This window comes from Acinetobacter sp. D009, assembly GCF_038562025.1.
Lineage (GTDB): Bacteria > Pseudomonadota > Gammaproteobacteria > Pseudomonadales > Moraxellaceae > Acinetobacter > Acinetobacter pittii.
In genome coordinates this window covers 3,416,042-3,434,585 of sequence record NZ_CP151886.1, presented here as the reverse complement: position 1 = coordinate 3,434,585, position 18,544 = coordinate 3,416,042, and the positions used below count along the sequence as shown (strand labels likewise).

Here is an 18,544-nt window from a genome sequence, read left to right as displayed (position 1 = left end):
TTGACTGGGCAAAAGTAACAAAACCCTTTATTAGACTGACGGTACATCCATGTTACCGCAGTCCAAAAGGCGGCATCCCTGCCGCCCATCACCTTAGTTCATGCCTGCTTGAATGGTTATTTAGAAGAAAAAATCTCAATGAAAATGCTTCAACTGTTTTCTAAGTTGTTGCACTTCATCAATCAAATCTAACATCACAGCAACTGCCGCCAAACTTGCGTCAAAGTCACGTTGTAAACGATAAGCTTTACGTGCACGTGCGACATCTTCGCCCATAAACTGGTGTGCTTCAGGTGTGTTCTCGACTGATAAAATATCATATTCAATGAGCTGAAGAATCCAGTCTGGACTTTGGCCGCAAGCTTGGGCAAATTGTTGTAAATCAAATGTCGATTGTTCATCAACGACCTCTGCACTAAAGGTATGGCCGTCATATACAATTTCTCGATAGTGAATGGTTGTCATGATCTTGCTCCCTAATGAGATGAACGAGGTTCGAATGAAGCAAAGGCTTCTGCCAGTTGCTGATACGCTTCTTTTTCTTTTTCAGAATTTGCTGGGGGGAATACAATATTTAAAATTAAATAGAGATGGCCTGGCGTTTTATTTGGTATCCCTTTGTCTTTTAAGCGTAGCTGTTGTCCTTGTTTTGCATTTTTAGGTAAATTGACATGTAAGGATCCTGCTGGAGTTTTTACTTCAATACCTTGACCTAGTGCCGCTTCCCATGGGGTTACATCTACAGTCAAATACACATCACTGCCTTCAACATGAATACGGTCTGTATCTTTATACTGGATTTCAATATAAAGATCGCCGTTGGCACCGCCATTAATCCCGCTTTGGCCTTGTCCACTTAAGCGAATTTGTTGACCTTCTTTCATGCCTTTTGGTATTTTCACCTGCAAGGTTTTGCGTTGAACTTCAGGTTCGCCATAAGCGTTTATGGTTGGAATTTGCAAAGTAATTTGCTGTGTTGAACCATGATAGGCAATATCAAGATCGACCTCTATGCTGGCATGTTGATCTTCACCGCGATAACTACGTTGTTGTCTTTGATATTGTTGTTGCCCACCGCCAAAGCCTGCACCAAAGCGACCAAATAAATCTTCAAAACCGCTAAAGTCTGCTTGTTCACCGCCTGTAAAACCTTGACGATAAAACTGTGCTCCATCAAAACCACCTTGTGCAGCACCTTGACCAAAGTTATTAAAACCTTGAGGATGATCTAACATTTGGTCATATTCGGCTTTTTTATCTGCATTGCTTAATGTGTCGTAGGCAACATTAATGGCCTGCATTTTTTCTTCTGCATCTTTTTCTTTGCTGATGTCGGGATGATATTTACGGGCTAATTTTCGATAAGCTTTTTTAATTTCATCAGCAGAGGCTTTGCGTGTAACCCCTAATTCTTCATAATAATTTTTTGCCATAATGTTTTATCACGATGGTGTTGTTTATTTCATTATGAAACGATTTTTAGAGTTTTCAATAAGCTAGATTGTATAAGAGTTGTTCTATTACGAAATGCAGAGGAACCTAAAGAGGTATAGAAAAATTAGACTATACCTCTCAGGATTTAGATGAAACTTTGATATAAGCCATACAGGGCAATAAGTAGAAGTAATAAACCGCATAGGCCTAATATTTTGGGATATAAATGGCTGTTAGCAAGGCGGCGGAAAAAGATATAAACCAAAGATAGTGTGAGGAAATCTAAAACAATCCATGTCAGCGTAAGTAGGGTTAGACTTAAATTTAACTGAGGTGTAATAGAGACAAATTGCGGAAAGAAAGCCGAGAAAAAGATAATATCTTTTGGGTTTGAAATACCGACGAGAAAACCTTTTTTAAAGCCACCATTTTGTGCTGAAACTGTTTGTATTGCTTCTGGGTGAGGAGCTTGAATAACTTCTTTGAGAATACTCAAACCCAAATAACCAATATATAGGCAGCCTAAAATACGAATGATATTGAGGTAACTATCATTAACACTCAGTACTCCTTTTAAAACCAGTACTGAAATAAAAATTAAAACAAGGGATGCTAGGTTTGTACCAAAAATGGTTTCAAGTGCTTTTTTATAGCCTCCTTTAAGTCCAGCGCTTGCAACTAAAATCATGACAGGGCCAGGGGTCGCAATCATAATAACTACACTAAAAATAAAGAGAAAATAATCAAAATAATCCATGGTATTTAGGCATCTTATTTATTAGGCTATAAAGTAGCCTTATATTATCCTATTTAAATTAACATGTTGAAAATTATCATCAAAAAATACAGGTAAATAAAAAGGCGGTATAACCGCCTTTTTATAAAATTAAAATATTAACTTAAATGTTCACCAAATAATGCTAAAGCTTCTTCAGCGGTAAAGGTATATTGCGTATTACAGAACTGACAGTCCATACGAATCGGGTTCTGATGTTCTAGGGTTTCGTGAACAGCGTCTACACCAATTTGAATCAGGGCATTTGCACAGCGTTCTTTTGAACATGTACAGCCAAATTTTAATGTTTCAATTTCTGGTAAACGAACTTCTTCTTCGTTATATAAACGATATAAGATTTCATTTGCATCTAAATTGGTAAGCTCTTCAGCTTTTAATGTTTCAGTCAACATCGTCAAACGTGGCCATAAATCTTCATCAACCAAGTTTTGCTCTTCTTCATCATGACGTGGTAAGAGTTGAATCAGTAAACCACCAGAACGTTTATCTGTACTTGCCAACACAATACGAGTTGGAATTTGTGCAGACAAATCATAATATTGCATCAAGCAACCCGCTAAAGTTACTTGATCAAGCGGCACGATCCCTTGATAACGTTCACCAAATTCCGGTTCAATATTAATAAATAAAACCGGATTAACTAAAGCGCCAAGAACTGTGCTGCTGTCTGTTGCTTCAACAAAGCGAGGGTCGGTTTCATAGTCCGCTAAAGCACGAACCTCTCCTAAATGGTTACATTCAGCCATCGCCCATTTGAAGGTGCCGCTAGCCTGGATTTGCAAGCTGATACGGCCTTTGATTTTTAGTGTACTTGCAAGTAATGCAGTCGCACTCAACATTTCACCTAGCAGAATTTTAACCGCAGGCATATAGTCACGTTGAGCTAAGATAGTTTGTAGGGCTTCTTCTAGATGAACTACTTCTCCACGTACTGGAAAGTTCTCTATATAAAAGCGTTGGCGTAAATCAGACATAATATTCTCCAGGGCCCTAAGCAGAGTATAACTATTTCGTTTTAATCAAGCTCAGGAAATGCAGCTAAGCCGCAAGCCGGACAGGGGCAGCTTTGTGCCCATTGTCCAATTATTTAGGCAATGTGAATAAGTCCTTAATATAGCCATTTTCTGAAATCTCAAGTTATTCTAGATGATCTCTTGTAATGTCGATGCGATTTGGTTGTAAATGACGCTTTAAATTAACATCATGTTTTGATGTAGCCTGTTGCTGCGCATCACTTTCAAACAAATGTTCAAGCTCGGCTAAGGCATTACGATGTGTTTCAAAAATCTTCTGTTCATCAGTATAAATACTTTGCTGCTGTATGAGCAATTTCTCATCATAATCCCGAAAGATTTCGATATTGTTATAGGCTTGTTCATCAGAGATCCCAAGTTCTCGCAAAGCGCGATAAGCCATTCCTAATGAAGATAAATACGTCTCACGCCAAATATATTCAACACCTAAATCTCTTAAAAGATGGACATGGTGGCGGTCACGAGCACGAGCCAACAGCTTTAAGTTTGGATAATTTAATCTAAGATGACGTGCGACATTCATAGAGTCTTCAACATCATCGATTGCTAAAATAAATACTTTAGCTTTTTCAATACCGGCAGAACGCAGTAAATCGGGCTGGGTTACATCGCCATAATAGAGCTTGCCGCCGTAGCGACGAACAAAGTCCACTTGATGAAGATTGTTGTCGATTGCAGTAAAGCCTAAATGTTGTAGGCGAGCAATACGCGCGATGATTTGTCCAAATCGACCAAAACCTGCAATGATAATCGGGTTATCCTGCTGAGGAATTTCGTCATATTCAGGTGGACGTTCTTTATTAAACAAAGGAATGATCTGAGTTGCCATAATCCAGTAAATTACTGGAGTAAGTACCATCGACAATGTTACGATCAGGGTCACTGGTTCTAATATAGCTTGAGTTAAAACCTTCTCACTTTTTGCAAGACTCAAAATCACAAAAGCAAATTCTCCGCCTTGTGCCAAGCAAGTACCTAAAAGCAAACTGTTATTCCAACTATATTTTTTATAGCGGGCAATAGCGGTCAATATCAGCGTTTTGATGAGCAATAAGCCGACTGCACCACCAATAATAAGCAAAGGCATTTCAATGAGCAGTGACAGCTGTGTAGTCATGCCGACGGTCATAAAGAATAAGCCAAGCAATAAACCTTTAAACGGTGCAATACTCGCTTCAACTTCGTGGCGAAATTCTGAATCTGCTAATAATACACCTGTAAGGAATGCACCTAATGTGGTGCTAATTCCTAAAGTGTCCATAAGCAACACAACAGCAAGAATAATAAATAATCCTACTGCTGTAATAAGTTCAGTCGCTCCACTTTTAGCAACAAAGCGGAAGAAGGGACGCATCACATAGCGACTAAACAGAAATAGACCAGTAAACGTTGCAATGATAGCCGCAAAATAAGCCACCCCATGATGGGTTGATTCTGTTCCTGCCAATAATGGAATGATGGCAAGTAAGGGAATAGCCGCTATATCTTGAAAGAGTAAAATGGAAAAAGACTGCTGACCATAAGTCGTATTGAGTTGCTGCTTTTCGGTCAGAAGCTGTAATACAAAAGCTGTAGAAGACAGCGCAAGGGCAAAACCAACCACAAAGCTGACAGAAAGCTGCTCTTGAAAGAGTAATAGTACGATCAGCATAAGAATAGCCCCACTAATGAGGACTTGCAGACTTCCCATTACAAAAATAGAGTCACGCATTTCCCACAAACGTTGGGGGCGCAACTCTAAGCCAATCAGGAACATCAGTAAGATGACGCCAAATTCGGCAAGTTCCATAATTGCTTCAGGGTCATGTGCAATATTTAAAACACTAGGGCCCAGAAGTATTCCTGTAAATAAATAACCTAAAACTGTTGCTATCCCTAGGCGTTTGCCAAGAGGGACTAAAATCAGAGAAGCTCCAAGAAAAATTGTTGCTTGCAGTAAGAATGACATTCATTGCCTCGAATGTATTAGTCTCTTTTAAGTGTAAAGCCAAAAAGGCTTCTTCACACTATGATATTCAAGCCATCTAATTAAATTCTTGCGGATCAACATCAATTGAGAGTCGAAGTTGATGCTGCCTTGGTGCATGAACCAATTGTGACCACCATTGTCTTAAGTAAAAATGGAGGCGAGCACGGTCAGCAGATAAAATCACCATATGTGCGCGATAACGTCCCGCTTTACGCTCCATAGGGGCTGGAATTGGCCCCCAAATATCAACAATTTCACCCGCAATTTGGCGTAAATGTTCTGCCGCTTCATTTAAAAATTGCAAGGTATAGTCACGATCTTTGGATTCCGCACGTATCAGTACTGCATAACGGTAAGGCGGCAGCAAAGCAACTTTACGTTCCGCAAGAGTCTGTTTGGCAACCGCCCGATAATCTTTTTCGATGAGCGTGGTGAGTAAAGGGTGATCTGGTCTTAGAGTTTGTAAATAAACATGGCCTTTATGTTCACCACGGCCTGCACGGCCAGCGACTTGTACAATTAACTGCGCAGTACGTTCTGGCGCACGAATGTCGACACTCAGTAAGCCCGCATCAATATCTAAAATAGCAACCAAAGTTACGTGTGGAAAATGATGGCCTTTTGCCAACATTTGAGTGCCCAGCAAAATTGTTGGTTTGTTTTGATGAATACGGTCATAGATTTTTTGCCAGCTACCGACACGACTGGTGCTGTCACGGTCAACCCGAATCACATCATAGTCTGGAAATAGTTCTTGTAAGTGCTCTTCAACCTTGGCTGTCCCTGCTCCTAGGGTTTTTAAGCTTTTTTGCTGGCATTCAGGGCAATGGTCTGGCAAGCGATGAACAGTGCCGCAGTGGTGGCAGTGTAAATAAGAATAAGGCTGAGTGTGCAACGTAAAATGGGCATCACAATGTGGACAATTTGCTTGCCACCCACAACTTTCACAGACCAGTACAGGTGCATAGCCACGACGGTTTAAAAAGATTAAAACCTGTTCTTTTCTCGCTAGCGTATTTTTAATCTGTTCGATTAAAGGCTGGCTAATTCCATGCTGTTTTTTGACAATTTTAAGGTCAATCAAATGCATTTTAGGTAAAAGTGCATGGCCTGCACGTTGGTTAAGTTGCAGTGAAGTTAATTTGCCAGTTTCGACCAAATAATAACTATCGATGCTCGGTGTTGCTGAACCTAAAATAACTGGGCAGTTTTGTAAGTGGCCTCGGTACAATGCGACATCACGTGCATGGTAGCGGAAGCCTTCTTGCTGTTTATAAGAGAGGTCATGTTCTTCATCTAAAATGATGAGACCTAAATGTGGCAGTGGCGTATAGATGGCTGAGCGCGTTCCTAAAATAATAGATGCTTTGCCAGTCTGAGCCTGTTGCCATGCCTGCAAGCGTTTGGAGTCATTTAAGCCAGAGTGTAATAGAGCAATATCACAGTTAAAACGCGATTTAAAACGAGAAATCGTTTGAGGAGTTAGACCAATTTCTGGGACTAAAACCAGTACTTGCTTACCTTGCTTTAGCACTTCGTGCATGATGTGCAGATAAACTTCAGTTTTACCACTTCCAGTTAAGCCATCTAGTAAAAAGGCTTGGTATTGATGCTGTGCGTTTACGACGTGCTGAGTTGCTTTCTTTTGATCTTCATTTAGCATGAGCGGCATTTGTGCCAATTGAACGGGCGATGGGCTAAAATTGTGTGGTTCAAGCGTGCAGTCAACCAGTCCTTTCTTTTGAAGTGCTTTAAGCGTAGCCGTTTCTACACCACTTAAATTAAGAATATTCTCTGTAGTTCCGGCAGGGTGTAATTTTAAAATTTGATACGCGTCTTGTTGCTTAACAGAGCGTTTAAGAAGTGCTTCAACATTATCACATGGTGTGATTTTCCAAAGATGAAACAAAACATCCATCGGTTTGCCCTGACGCAATAACGCGGGTAGGGCAGTTTGCATGACCTCACCAATTGGAAATTGGTAATATTGCGCGGACCATGTCAATAAACTTAAAACTTGTTCATCTAAAATTGGTTCTTCATCTAAAAGGTCAGAAATGGCTTTAAGCTGAAAGGTGCCTGTAAATGATTCACTTGGATCAACTTTTTCAGTAATGATGCCAATCAGGTTTTGGCGCCCAAATGAAATAGCGACGCGTGAGCCTACATGAGCCCGTTCATATTGTGCTTGGGTGAGTGTATAGTCAAAAGTGTCGTACAGATGCACAGGTACGGCTACACGCACACGATAAACAACTGAATCAGGCTTTGGCGTTATGGTCATAGAGGCTCATTTCGTCAATTTTAAAAAACGGCATAGCGTCGTGAAGAGGACTTGGGTATTCTACACAGGCTATAGAACGAATATGAATGATTGCGTAGCATAGATGCAACAGCAGCGACTATTATTTTTGGAAAATTAGAACATTACCATGCCTGCATATCAATTTACTGCCATTGATGCTTCAGGGAAGCAGCAAAAAGGAGTGCTTGAGGGAGACTCAGCGCGCCAGATTCGCCAACAATTACGCGATAAAGCATGGACTCCCATTAGCGTTGACCCTGTTGAACAAAAAGATAAACATCAAAGTCAGGGGTTATTCCAAAAAAAGTTCAGTGCTTACGATTTGGCGCTCATGACCAGACAACTTTCGGTCTTGGTTGCCGCTGCTATTCCACTTGAAGAAGCTTTGCGCGCCGTGAGTAGGCAAAGTGAAAAAACACATGTGCAAAATCTTTTACTATCCGTACGTTCTCGAGTCTTAGAAGGGCATTCACTTGCACAAGGTATGCAGCAGTCTGGACGGTTTCCAGACCTTTATATTGCAACGGTGGCTGCTGGCGAGCGCTCGGGACATTTAGATCTCATTTTAGATCAGCTTTCGGATTACACTGAAAACCGCTTTGCCATGCAAAAGAAAGTTCAGGGCGCCATGATTTATCCCATCATTTTAATGCTGATGTCTTTTGGTATTGTGATGGGTTTAATGACTTATGTTGTGCCAGAGATTGTAAAAACTTTTGATCAAAATAAAGACGCTTTACCGTGGATTACAGTCGCTTTAATGAAAGCCAGTGATTTTATTCGCCACGCGTGGGTGTTCATTATTCTTTTTGCAGTGGTGGGTGTTATTGCATTCGTAAGGTTTTTAAAAACCACTGCTGGACATTATGCTTTTGATCGATTAACACTCAAATTGCCATTATTCGGTAAACTATCACGTGGTATTAATGCTGCACGATTTGCCAGTACCTTATCTATTTTGACTCGTTCAGGTGTGCCTTTGGTGGATGCCTTAAAAATTGGTGCAGCAGTGACCAACAACTGGGTTATCCGAGATTCAATTGCTCATGCGGCTGAGCGAGTGACAGAGGGTGGTAACCTAGGTACGCAACTGGAGCGCAGTGGTTATTTCCCACCAATGATGGTACAAATGATTCGAAGTGGAGAGGCATCAGGCGAGCTTGACAGGATGTTAGAACGAGCATCGACCATGCAAGACCGTGAGGTGACGACATTTATTTCAACCTTACTGGCATTACTTGAACCGCTTATGCTGGTTTTAATGGCAAGCATTGTACTGGTTATTGTAATCGCGGTTATGCTGCCAATCGTAAATATGAACAATATGATTTAATAACTTTGATATTAGAGATAATGATGAAGATGGTCATGAAACAAAAAGAGCACGTTAAGGATGCTCAAAAAACCTCAAGCGTAGCTTTCGCACTTGCGGCACGTTCGAGCGGTGCTCGAATGAAACGTGCCTCAGGCTTTACCCTCATTGAAGTCATGGTCGTGATTGTAATTTTAGGTGTGTTAGCAGCTTTAATCGTACCAAATGTCATGGGGCGTAGTGAAAAAGCTAAAATTGATACGACTCAAATTGCATTGAAGGGTGTGGCGGGTGCTTTAGATCAGTACAAGCTAGATAATGGCCATTTCCCAACCATGCAAGAAGGTGGGCTAGATGCTTTGGTTAACCAGCCAGCTACAGCGAAAAACTGGATGCCAGGTGGCTATGTAAAAGGTGGTTATCCTAAAGATAGTTGGAAAAATGATATTCAATATGTCATTCCTGGGGCAGATGGTCGAGCTTTTGACTTGTACTCATTTGGAGCGGATGGCAAAGAAGGCGGTGAAGGTAATGATGCAGATATTTATTATCAACCTTAATTAAAATGTAATGGAGATTATCAATTCAGTTAAAGAGATAAAATGATAAATACGAATTGATAATCTCTCTCAATCAGAGAAATATAATAACTAACTGAAAAATATAAATTAAAGTTAATATAAATATTTGAGATTTATAATAAGAATTATTCCCATATTTAATAGTTACAAGAAAGTTAAAATGTAGAGAAAAATAAGCTATATATTTAAATGAAAGCTTTGCATAATAACTAAAAAGCACTTTATTCAATTAAAAGGAGAGATTAAATGAAAGCATTTCTCATATTAGATGAACTGACTCAGTTTCATTGGGTAATGCTCAAGTCTGTCCTATTGATTTTGGGTTTATTGCCGATTGCTGAAGTTTCATTAAAGTTATGGCTGAGTACAGAGGGAAGTAGCCAAATCATGATTGGTTTCTTCGCATTAAGTATTGTGAGCGCATGGTTAATGGTGAGCTTCTTTACTGCATTAAAAGCGAGCGTCTGGCAAGCTAAACAAATCTCTACTCAATATGAGCAATTCCTTTTTAAAGCTTATCGTTATGTACCCATGGTTTTTTTATCGAGTTTAGTTGCTTATTTATCTCTGCAATTATCAATCGCTTTTTAATAATATTTTAAAACCAAATTTTTAGATAAAACGTAGACTCAACATCTACGTTTTATTTTTTAACTGGACTTAAAAACAGGGTGTTTCTTCATTTGTACATATTATATGCTTCAAATCAGCAATTTAAGAAAATGAGAAATATGAAATGGAACAAATCGAGTGGAATGATTTTTTTAAAGTAGAGCTGCGTGTTGGTAAAATTATTCAAGCCGAGGTTTTTGAAAAAGCGCGTAAACCTGCCTATATTTTACATATAGATTTTGGTGAAGAATTGGGTGTGCGTAAATCAAGTGCGCAGATTACCAAGCTTTATCAGCCACAAGATTTGGTGGGTAAATTAGTTGTTGCCGTAGTAAATTTCCCTAAAAAACAAATCGGACCTATCCAGTCGGAATGTTTAGTGACAGGGTTTCATAATGCAGATGGTGATGTCGCACTTTGTATCCCAGAGTTTGAAGTGCCTCTGGGTACAAAGTTATTGTAATTTAGCGACGAGATTTAAAAGAAACGTCAACTTTACGTGGACGATAAACCCAACCTAAAATCAGCAGTAAGACCGCAAATCCTAAAATTGGATAATCACCTAAACGGTTATAAAGAGTTTGGCCTTGCATGGCTGGTAAATCACCTCTCAAGACAAACTCTTTATCGATTGGTGCTTGTTCAGTGATATGACCATTTTGATCAATAAACGCTGTTACACCTGTGTTGGTTGCACGAATAAACCAGCGGCCATTTTCTTTCGCGCGCATCTGCACCATTTGTAAATGTTGCCAAGGCCCAGCAGTACCCGTAAACCAAGCATCATTCGATACAGTAACCAAGAAGTCGCTGTCTTCTGCATTACGTCTTGTCAGGTTCGGGTAAGCCACTTCATAACAAATTGCAGCAGCAAGTGCATGCCCTTTAATTAAGAGGGGTTTCTGGTCACTCTCACCACGTGTAAAACCGCTCATGCTGATATCATTTTGCATGGCTGGTAATACCCAAGAGAGTAAACCTGAAAGAGGGATGTATTCACCAAATGGAACAAGACGCTGCTTTTTATAGAGTCCACTTGAATCACTGCCAGAAGCCATAATACTGTTGTAATACAGCGGGCTACCAACTTGATGTGATTTTGCAACATCCCAGTAGGGAATTCCAGTTACCCATGCAGTATGGTTCTTTTTAGCTTGTGCATCCATTGCATCCAAAAACGGTTCAATATCGGTTTGGAAAAGCGGAATTGAAGACTCAGGCCATACAATCAGATCACGGCCCCATTCAGATTGTGTCAAGCCAGCATAAATTTCTAATGTTCTAACTTGATATTCAGTCAGCCATTTTAAATCTTGTGGAATATTACCTTGAATGAGTGAAACGCTAAGCGGCTTGGCATCTTTAGGTTTTACAAACTGAATATATGATGCTCCCCATGCACCCAAAACCAATAGGACAGAAGGGATAACCCAAAAAATACGTTTACGCAGAACTTCAACTAAAGCACATGCTAATACAATGACGACGAAGGAAATTGCATAAATACCAAATAGCGGTGCATAACCATCGAGTAAACGTTCCGTAAAAGCGTAACCTACAAATAACCATGGGAAACCTGTAAATACCCAAGTTTTTGCCCATTCGAAAACAATCCAGAGCGGGGCAAAAGTAAGTGGTGTTTCAGGGAAGAATCGTCGGTAAACCCATGTCTGAAATGCTGTAAATAAACCCATCACAAGGGCCATAACAGCAATCATACACACGCTTAGAAATGCATTGGTATCGCCATATACATGGATGGAAGTATAGAGCCAGAAAGCGCCTACAAACCATAAACCAAAGCCATAGCTCCAACCAATAGCAAAGGCTTGTTTAGCTGAGCGCTTATGTAATGTTGCATAGAGTAGGGCTGGAGATAAAATTGCCAACCACCACCAATAATAAGGTGCCAGTGAAAAACTGAACACGGCACCTGAAAATAAAGCAATGAGTAAAGGAAAAATTAAAGGAAGCTGTTTTTGTTGTTGCGAAGAATCTAACAGCTTTTCAAAGTATGCTCTCATTGACGTACAGCTCGAATCAGATGAATAGTGCGGGCATCTGCTTCAACGATTGTAAATAACCAATTTCCAAGCTCAACAGTTTGACCTTGTAAATCACTTACCAGACCAATCTCTTGAAGCAATAAACCGCCGACAGTTTCTACTTCATCGTCAGAAAAATCAGCATCTAAAACAGTATTGAAATGTTCGATTGGTGTAAGTGCTTGCACCATCCACGCATTTGCTACCGTATGGTCATTGTCAGGAACAATGTACTGAGCATCTTCATCGACAGTGTCGTGCTCATCTTCAATTTCGCCAACGATCTCTTCAAGAATATCTTCAAGCGTAACAAGACCGGCTGTTGAACCATATTCGTCAATCACAATCGCAATGTGAGTCTGAGTATGTTTTAACATGCGCAGTACCTGATCGGAACGTGCACTTTCAGGAACAAATAACGGTTGGCGCATAAGAACTCGAATATCAACTTTGGTATTCGGTTCAGTTAGAAACGGCAACAAATCTTTTGCGAGCAAAATCCCGACAACATTGTCCGGCTGATCGGCAGAGAAGACTGGAAAGCGTGAGTGAGCAGACTCAACCAGTACATCAAGAATATCAAGTAATTGATCATCTTCTTGTAAACTGATCATTGCTGTTCGTGGCGTCATGACTTCACGAATTTTTGTAGCTGGAAGGTCAAGAACGCCTTCAAGCATAGCAACAGTATCTGGTTCTAAAAAGCGGCGTGAATTTTGGACTAATTTTAATAATTCATCACGGGTTTCTGGCGCTGTACCTAACCATTTTCGTAAGCCTCGCATTCCCCACGACGGACTTGGTTCCTCTTGCATGATCTTTCCTAAAGACTCAATGTATCAAATGAATACACAGATCATACCGAAGAAAAGATGCTTATGCATCTATAAAACAAGCTAAAAGACAAAACGTATATTGTTATGTAAAAGCCAGTTACAGTTAACAGCTCAGTAATTTGTTTATGCTAAAATGTGAAAATTCTATTTGTTCGAGTTTGTTATGTCAGAGCAACCCATTTCACCTACTGTACAACTCAATACGCGTGGTTTACGTTGTCCGGAACCTGTCATGATGTTGCATCAAGCCATCCGCAAATCTAAGTCTGGGGATGTGGTTGAAGTCTTCGCAACAGATAATTCGACCTCGTGGGATATTCCTAAGTTTTGTATGCATTTAGGCCATGAGTTATTGTTGCAAGAAGAACGCTTAGATGAAAATGGTCATAAAGAATTTCATTACTTAGTGAAGAAAGGTTAATAGAATAATAAGGCTTCTAATAAAGATGATTAGAAGCCATGAATAATTTAACTTTAATTTGAAATGATAATTTTTTACAAATAAGAATCGTTATATAATTTATTGAAATTAAGTATATAAATGACGTATAAAAATGAATGATTATTTTGTGAAACGAAGCTTATTAATCTGTCTTTGGTTTTTCACTATTGCTGGTTTATTACATTTAGAGATCACTTGGCTATCTGAAACTGTTGCTATCATTATTATATCTATTCTTATTATTTTAGGTTCAATTCTACTCGGTTATAGAAATACATATTTTGCTCCTGAACCAAAGATAAAGATGAGTTTGATCTTGCATACAAGGTTTCTCGGGCTGATGTTAATTCTTGATTTATTATTTGGTAAATCGGTTTGGTACTACGATTTAGCGCGGAACTTTGGTTTTCTTGGCTTATTTTTATTAGGCACATTTATTTTCTATAAAAAGAATTTTAATTTAAACGTAGCAAAAATACCGCCTTTTCAATAAGTGGATACTAATAAAAAAGCCCCGAATAATCGGGGCTTTTTTATTACATATTAGGATATGAGCCGCGGCTAAAGCGGCGCAAGGAATTACATGTTAGGGTAATTCGGACCACCGCCGCCTTCAGGCGTTACCCATGTGATATTTTGAGATGGGTCTTTAATATCACAGGTCTTACAGTGAACACAGTTCGCTGCGTTAATCTGGAAGCGTTTAGAACCATCATCATTTTCCATGATTTCGTAAACACCAGCAGGGCAATAGCGCTGTGCAGGCTCATCCCATTTTGGTAAGTTCACATTCACTGGAATTGAAGGATCAGTAAGCTTCAAGTGAGCTGGCTGGTTTTCTTCATGTACAGTGTTTGAGATAAATACTGAAGATAAACGGTCAAATGTAAGTTTGCCATCCGGTTTTGGATAGTTTGGCTTAAAGCTTGTTGCATCAACAGTTTTCAATGCAGCAAAGTCTTGCTTCAAGTCATGTAAAGTGAATGGCACTTTAAAGACATTCTGGTCGATAAAGTTAAATGCACCACCCATCCATTGACCAAATTTATGCATCGCTGGGCCAAAGTTACGAGAGTTATAAAGCTCTTCTTTTAACCAGCTGTTGTTAAATTTGTCAGTGTATGAAGTCAATTCTTTAACGAATAAATCTTCGCCTTCAGTAACACGTGCAATCGCAAGATCACCGCCTTTTTCTACACCCGCAGCAATCGCTTCAAATACAGCTTCACCACATAACATGCCTGATTTCATGGCAGTGTGTGAGCCTTTGATTTTTGCAAAGTTTAAGAAACCTGCATCATCACCAATCAAGCAACCGCCCGGGAAAGTTAATTTAGGTAATGAGTTGAAACCGCCTTTCACTACCGCACGTGCGCCGTAAGAAATACGTTTACCACCTTCTAAATACTGTTTAATCAGTGGGTGAGTTTTCCAGCGCTGCATTTCCATAAATGGATACATGTGTGGATTTTCATAAGACAAGTCCACAATCATGCCCAAAGTAACTTGGTTGTTTTCAGCGTGGTATAACCACCAGCCACCTGAAGAAGCTGTTTCTGCTAAAGGCCAACCTGCACCGTGCATGACTAAGCCCGGTTTATGTTTTGCTGGGTCAATTTCCCAAAGCTCTTTAATCCCGATACCGTAGTGCTGAGGATCAGCATCTTTATCAAGGTTGTATTTCGCAATTAGGCGTTTACCTAAGTGACCACGGCAACCTTCAGCGAAGAGGGTGTATTTAGCGTGAAGCTCATAGCCTGGAGTAAAGTTATGCGTTGGTTCGCCATCTTTACCAATACCCATGTCACCTGTTTGAATACCTTTTACAGTACCATCTTCATGATAAAGCACTTCAGATGCAGCAAAGCCAGGGAAGATAGAAACTTCTAGCTCTTCAGCTTTTTGACCTAACCAGCGAACTACGTTACCTAAAGAGATCACATAGTTACCATCGTTATGCATGGTTTTAGGAACCATCCAGTGAGGAACTTCTTTAGAAGTGGTGTCTGAAAGTAAGAAGAATGTTTTGTCTTCAGTTACAGGGACATTAAGAGGGGCGCCTTCATCTTTCCAGTTCGGGAAAAGTTCATTGATGGCACGTGGCTCAAGCACAGCACCAGACAAGATATGCGCACCTACTTCAGAGCCTTTTTCAACTACACAAACAGAAAGATCGGGTAAGTTTTTTTCAATCGCTAATTGACGGATCTTAATCGCAGCAGATAGACCTGCAGGTCCTGCACCTACGATGACAACGTCAAACTCCATCGATTCACGTTCGATGTGTTCCATGTAGGACTCCTCAATACTTAAAGGTGGCAACCGTCATATTCAGATAATTCGGTGCTGCCGTGAGTGTTTTAATCCATAGGCGCAAATATGCTATTGTGCCTTTTATCGTTTGGGCTAGTATAGTTTTAAACCATGATCTAGCCAATTGGCTGAGTCGTAACATTTTTTCGTCAGCAAGGCATAAACTATGGTAAATCAAAATAATTCACCATCTGATATGGGAAAAATACCGTTATCTGATGATAAAAACTTAATGAACATTGCACAATACTTAAAAGGTGTACAGCAAAGTCACAAAAGGTCAATTCCACCTTTAGAGCAGTGGCATCCAAAGCATTGCGGCAAAATGGATTTGACAGTGAAATCCAATGGAGAATGGTGGCACGAAGGTCAATTAATCAAGCGCCAAGCTCTATTAGATCTGTTTACCAAAGTCCTATGGAAAGAAGAAGGCAAATTCTACCTGAAAACCCCTGTAGAACAAATTGAAATCGAAGTTGAAGATGAACCTTTATTAGTCAATCAGGCAGATCAGGTCGAAATTTCAGGTGAGCAATTTTTACAACTGACCACCACTAACCAAGATGTAATTTTGGTTGATGCAGAACATCCTATTTTTATGCGTGAATATGCAGGAGAGTTGCGTCCTTATGTGCATGTCCGTTTTGGGATTAATGCGCTGATTCAACGTCAGGCTTTCTATCATTTGGTGAGCTATGGAACACTGATTGAAAACGATAAAGGTGAAACCATTTTAGAGCTAAAAAGTGGTAATTTGCTCTTGCAATTAGGCACTTGAGGTTTAAGCTTTAGGGAGTGAAATTTTCTGACACTTCAGTACAGCTATGACCGCCATACAACCTTTATTTTCCGAGCTAGAACCTATGCCTAAAGCATCAGCAGATGCCCCAATTGGTATTTTTGATTCGGGAATTGGAGGGATGTCAGTTGCAGCAGAAATTGCCAAATATTTACCAAATGAACGTATTGTGTATTATGCCGATACTGCCTACGTTCCTTATGGTCCTCGTTCTGATGAAGAAATTAGAGAACTCACGGCTCGAGCAGTCGATTGGCTATATCGTCAAGGCTGTAAAATTGCAGTCGTAGCCTGCAATACGGCTTCTGCATTTAGCCTTGATCATTTGCGTGAGCATTATGGTGAACACTTTCCAATTGTTGGATTGGTTCCAGCATTAAAACCTGCTGTATTACAGACTCGTTCTAAAGTGGTTGCTGTATTGGCGACGCCTGCTACTTTTCGTGGCCAACTCATTAAAGATGTTGTCGAGAAGTTTGCTGTTCCGGCGGGTGTTAAAGTGATGACCTTAACCAGCCTTGAACTTGTTCCTTGTGTAGAGGCAGGTCAGCAAATGGGTGAGGCATGTTTAAAGGCATTAAAAGAAGTTTTACAGCCCGCCGCTGAGCAAGGTGCCGACTATTTAGTGCTCGGTTGCACGCATTATCCTTTCTTAAATCAAGCAATTCATCATCTTTTTGATAACCAATTCACACTGGTTGATTCTGGATTGGCAGTTGCCCGACAAACAGCCCGTATTTTAATAAAAAATGAGTTATTATGTGACCAAATAGGTCAGAATGTTGCACGTATTGAATGTTATGTCAGTGGTAATAATGCTGAGGCACTGCAACCTGTTTTACAACATATGATTCCACAAGAGTTAACTTGGACACTTCATAATCTGAACTGAGCTTTTAGCATCATTTAGAAAGCAGTGTTTTTTAGATTTATTATTTTATTTGGGGCGGTTCATGATCTTGGCTGATATTAAGTCACGGACAGATCATGGGGCGAAAGGGTATTGTTATGCTCGATACACGCTATCAGATTTTTATTTCAACATCCGGCCGCGATATGCAGCCAGAGCGAATGGTTTTGTCTCAAACCTTGGTAGGGATGGGTTTCTTTGCTTGGGGATTAGAACAACGAACACCCCTAACCACTACGCTTGCTCGTCGACAAATTGATGAGTGTGATTATGTAATCCTACTTTTAGGCAGCCAGTATGGAGAGCAGTCGATTGCTGGTGTGAGTTATTTATCTTTAGAATATGAATATGCGTTAAGTCAGGCTAAACCCATTATTGTGTTCATGCATGAGCAGCCTGAAAGTCGTGAAATACATTTACAAGAAACACATCCACAGCTTAAAGATAAATTTCTCGTATTTAGAAAAAAACTATTACATGAAGCTCAGCACGTATTTTACTTTAAAACGCCACGTGAACTAGAGTTGGCTGTTCGTTTAAATATGCCTTTAATGGTTGAACAACATATGGGGCAAGGTTGGGTGCCTGCTCATCAGGCTCATCACTTAGAAGATGAAATTAAGCTATTAAAAAGTAAAATTTTACAGTTAGAACAGCAATTAACAGAGTCATCAGCTCAAGTAAATGAAGTTGCTCCTCAAGATATTTTTGCATTTGAATATCAAATTCAAGCATTTCAGGATGGGAATTTTAAAGAGCTTAAACGACAACGACAAATGACTTGGTCGCAGTTGTTAAGTATATTGGCAAAGCAGTTTGAAACAGCTACACCAGAAGAGAATTTTGGGACATGTTTAAATGAATATTTAAATCAGGCTGGCCTAGAAGATGCTCGTCAGGAGTTACCTCGTGCTCATGCTGTCGCCTGCGCTCAGATTAACCATAAAGCATTGTTTCGGATAAAAAAGCAAATGCAGTCACAGGGCTGGATTGTTCCAACTCAGACTGAACAATCCTATAGCTTATGGAAAGTCACAGCTAAAGCTCAAAAGTTATTACTTAGCTATAAATGGAGCCATCGGGGCATTCGATTAAAAGCTTAGAGCGATTCAATTTATATATGACAATAAAAGCTGTTACATTAGTGACATAAGAT

At 39.9% G+C, this 18,544-nt stretch carries 18 protein-coding genes; 9 read left to right on the top strand and 9 right to left on the bottom strand.

Annotated features, from left to right (window positions below):
* Positions 1-135: 135 nt before the first annotated feature.
* The 6 genes from AAC388_RS16390 to AAC388_RS16365 form a co-directional block, all read right to left on the bottom strand.
* Positions 136-465 (bottom strand): chaperone modulator CbpM, encoded by a 330-nt coding sequence (locus AAC388_RS16390; RefSeq protein ID WP_002114963.1) that lies wholly within the window; start codon positions 463-465, stop codon positions 136-138.
* A gap of 11 nt (positions 466-476) precedes the next feature.
* Entirely contained in the window at positions 477-1,433 is a 957-nt protein-coding gene (locus AAC388_RS16385; RefSeq protein ID WP_342370940.1) for a DnaJ C-terminal domain-containing protein, read from the bottom strand.
* Positions 1,434-1,579: 146 nt separating this feature from the next.
* The gene (locus tag AAC388_RS16380) at positions 1,580-2,191 is read right to left on the bottom strand and encodes a LysE family translocator (protein WP_060465203.1); all 612 of its coding nucleotides are present in this window, start codon (positions 2,189-2,191) and stop codon (positions 1,580-1,582) included.
* 137 nt (positions 2,192-2,328) lie between these two features.
* The gene (locus tag AAC388_RS16375) at positions 2,329-3,204 is read right to left on the bottom strand and encodes an Hsp33 family molecular chaperone HslO (protein ID WP_309166006.1); all 876 of its coding nucleotides are present in this window, start codon (positions 3,202-3,204) and stop codon (positions 2,329-2,331) included.
* 163 nt (positions 3,205-3,367) lie between these two features.
* Positions 3,368-5,212, bottom strand: coding sequence for a monovalent cation:proton antiporter-2 (CPA2) family protein (locus tag AAC388_RS16370; protein ID WP_068612584.1), 1,845 nt, complete (start codon positions 5,210-5,212; stop codon positions 3,368-3,370).
* A gap of 76 nt (positions 5,213-5,288) precedes the next feature.
* The gene (locus AAC388_RS16365) at positions 5,289-7,517 is read right to left on the bottom strand and encodes a primosomal protein N' (protein WP_342370939.1); all 2,229 of its coding nucleotides are present in this window, start codon (positions 7,515-7,517) and stop codon (positions 5,289-5,291) included.
* A 148-nt stretch (positions 7,518-7,665) separates the two neighbouring features.
* Here AAC388_RS16365 and gspF point away from each other — a divergent pair, with 148 nt between their 5' ends.
* The 4 genes from gspF (at position 7,666) to AAC388_RS16345 (ending at position 10,506) form a co-directional block, all read left to right on the top strand.
* Positions 7,666-8,871, top strand: coding sequence for a type II secretion system inner membrane protein GspF (gene gspF / locus AAC388_RS16360; RefSeq protein WP_005065941.1), 1,206 nt, complete (start codon positions 7,666-7,668; stop codon positions 8,869-8,871).
* 23 nt (positions 8,872-8,894) lie between these two features.
* On the top strand, positions 8,895-9,410 hold the full coding sequence (gene gspG, locus AAC388_RS16355; RefSeq protein WP_342371591.1) for a type II secretion system major pseudopilin GspG: 516 nt from the start codon (positions 8,895-8,897) through the stop codon (positions 9,408-9,410).
* Positions 9,411-9,677: 267 nt separating this feature from the next.
* Positions 9,678-10,022: a hypothetical protein gene (locus AAC388_RS16350; RefSeq protein WP_005804170.1), complete on the top strand. Its 345-nt coding sequence runs from the start codon at positions 9,678-9,680 to the stop codon at positions 10,020-10,022.
* A 145-nt stretch (positions 10,023-10,167) separates the two neighbouring features.
* On the top strand, positions 10,168-10,506 hold the full coding sequence (locus AAC388_RS16345; protein ID WP_069122133.1) for a tRNA-binding protein: 339 nt from the start codon (positions 10,168-10,170) through the stop codon (positions 10,504-10,506).
* A 1-nt stretch (position 10,507) separates the two neighbouring features.
* On the opposite strand, the gene lnt is transcribed toward AAC388_RS16345, so the two are convergent.
* Both lnt and AAC388_RS16335 read right to left on the bottom strand, forming a co-directional pair.
* Positions 10,508-12,067, bottom strand: a complete 1,560-nt coding sequence (gene lnt, locus AAC388_RS16340) for an apolipoprotein N-acyltransferase (RefSeq protein WP_342370938.1) — start codon at positions 12,065-12,067, stop codon at positions 10,508-10,510.
* Positions 12,064-12,903: a CBS domain-containing protein gene (locus AAC388_RS16335; RefSeq protein WP_002114976.1), complete on the bottom strand. Its 840-nt coding sequence runs from the start codon at positions 12,901-12,903 to the stop codon at positions 12,064-12,066. Before AAC388_RS16335 ends, lnt begins: the two co-directional genes overlap by 4 nt.
* 184 nt (positions 12,904-13,087) lie before the next feature.
* On the opposite strand from AAC388_RS16335, the gene tusA reads away from it, so the two are divergent.
* Complete coding sequence (tusA, locus tag AAC388_RS16330) at positions 13,088-13,345, top strand: sulfurtransferase TusA (RefSeq protein ID WP_002053527.1); 258 nt, start codon at positions 13,088-13,090, stop codon at positions 13,343-13,345.
* A 133-nt stretch (positions 13,346-13,478) separates the two neighbouring features.
* The gene (locus tag AAC388_RS16325) at positions 13,479-13,859 is read left to right on the top strand and encodes a hypothetical protein (protein ID WP_005065951.1); all 381 of its coding nucleotides are present in this window, start codon (positions 13,479-13,481) and stop codon (positions 13,857-13,859) included.
* An 86-nt stretch (positions 13,860-13,945) separates the two neighbouring features.
* Here AAC388_RS16325 and AAC388_RS16320 read toward each other — a convergent pair whose 3' ends face one another.
* On the bottom strand, positions 13,946-15,658 hold the full coding sequence (locus AAC388_RS16320) for an electron transfer flavoprotein-ubiquinone oxidoreductase (protein ID WP_005804177.1): 1,713 nt from the start codon (positions 15,656-15,658) through the stop codon (positions 13,946-13,948).
* A gap of 187 nt (positions 15,659-15,845) precedes the next feature.
* Between AAC388_RS16320 and AAC388_RS16315 the strand changes: the two genes are divergently transcribed.
* The 3 genes from AAC388_RS16315 to AAC388_RS16305 all read left to right on the top strand — a co-directional run bounded on the left by AAC388_RS16315 (position 15,846) and on the right by AAC388_RS16305 (position 18,491).
* Positions 15,846-16,457 carry a DUF1285 domain-containing protein gene (locus tag AAC388_RS16315; protein ID WP_014208256.1) on the top strand — a complete coding sequence of 204 codons (612 nt, stop codon included), beginning with the start codon at positions 15,846-15,848 and terminating at the stop codon, positions 16,455-16,457.
* A 46-nt stretch (positions 16,458-16,503) separates the two neighbouring features.
* Positions 16,504-17,370, top strand: coding sequence for a glutamate racemase (gene murI, locus AAC388_RS16310; protein ID WP_005804179.1), 867 nt, complete (start codon positions 16,504-16,506; stop codon positions 17,368-17,370).
* Between the two features lie 116 nt (positions 17,371-17,486).
* Complete coding sequence (locus tag AAC388_RS16305) at positions 17,487-18,491, top strand: DUF4062 domain-containing protein (RefSeq protein WP_342371590.1); 1,005 nt, start codon at positions 17,487-17,489, stop codon at positions 18,489-18,491.
* The last annotated feature ends 53 nt before the right edge of the window (positions 18,492-18,544 follow it).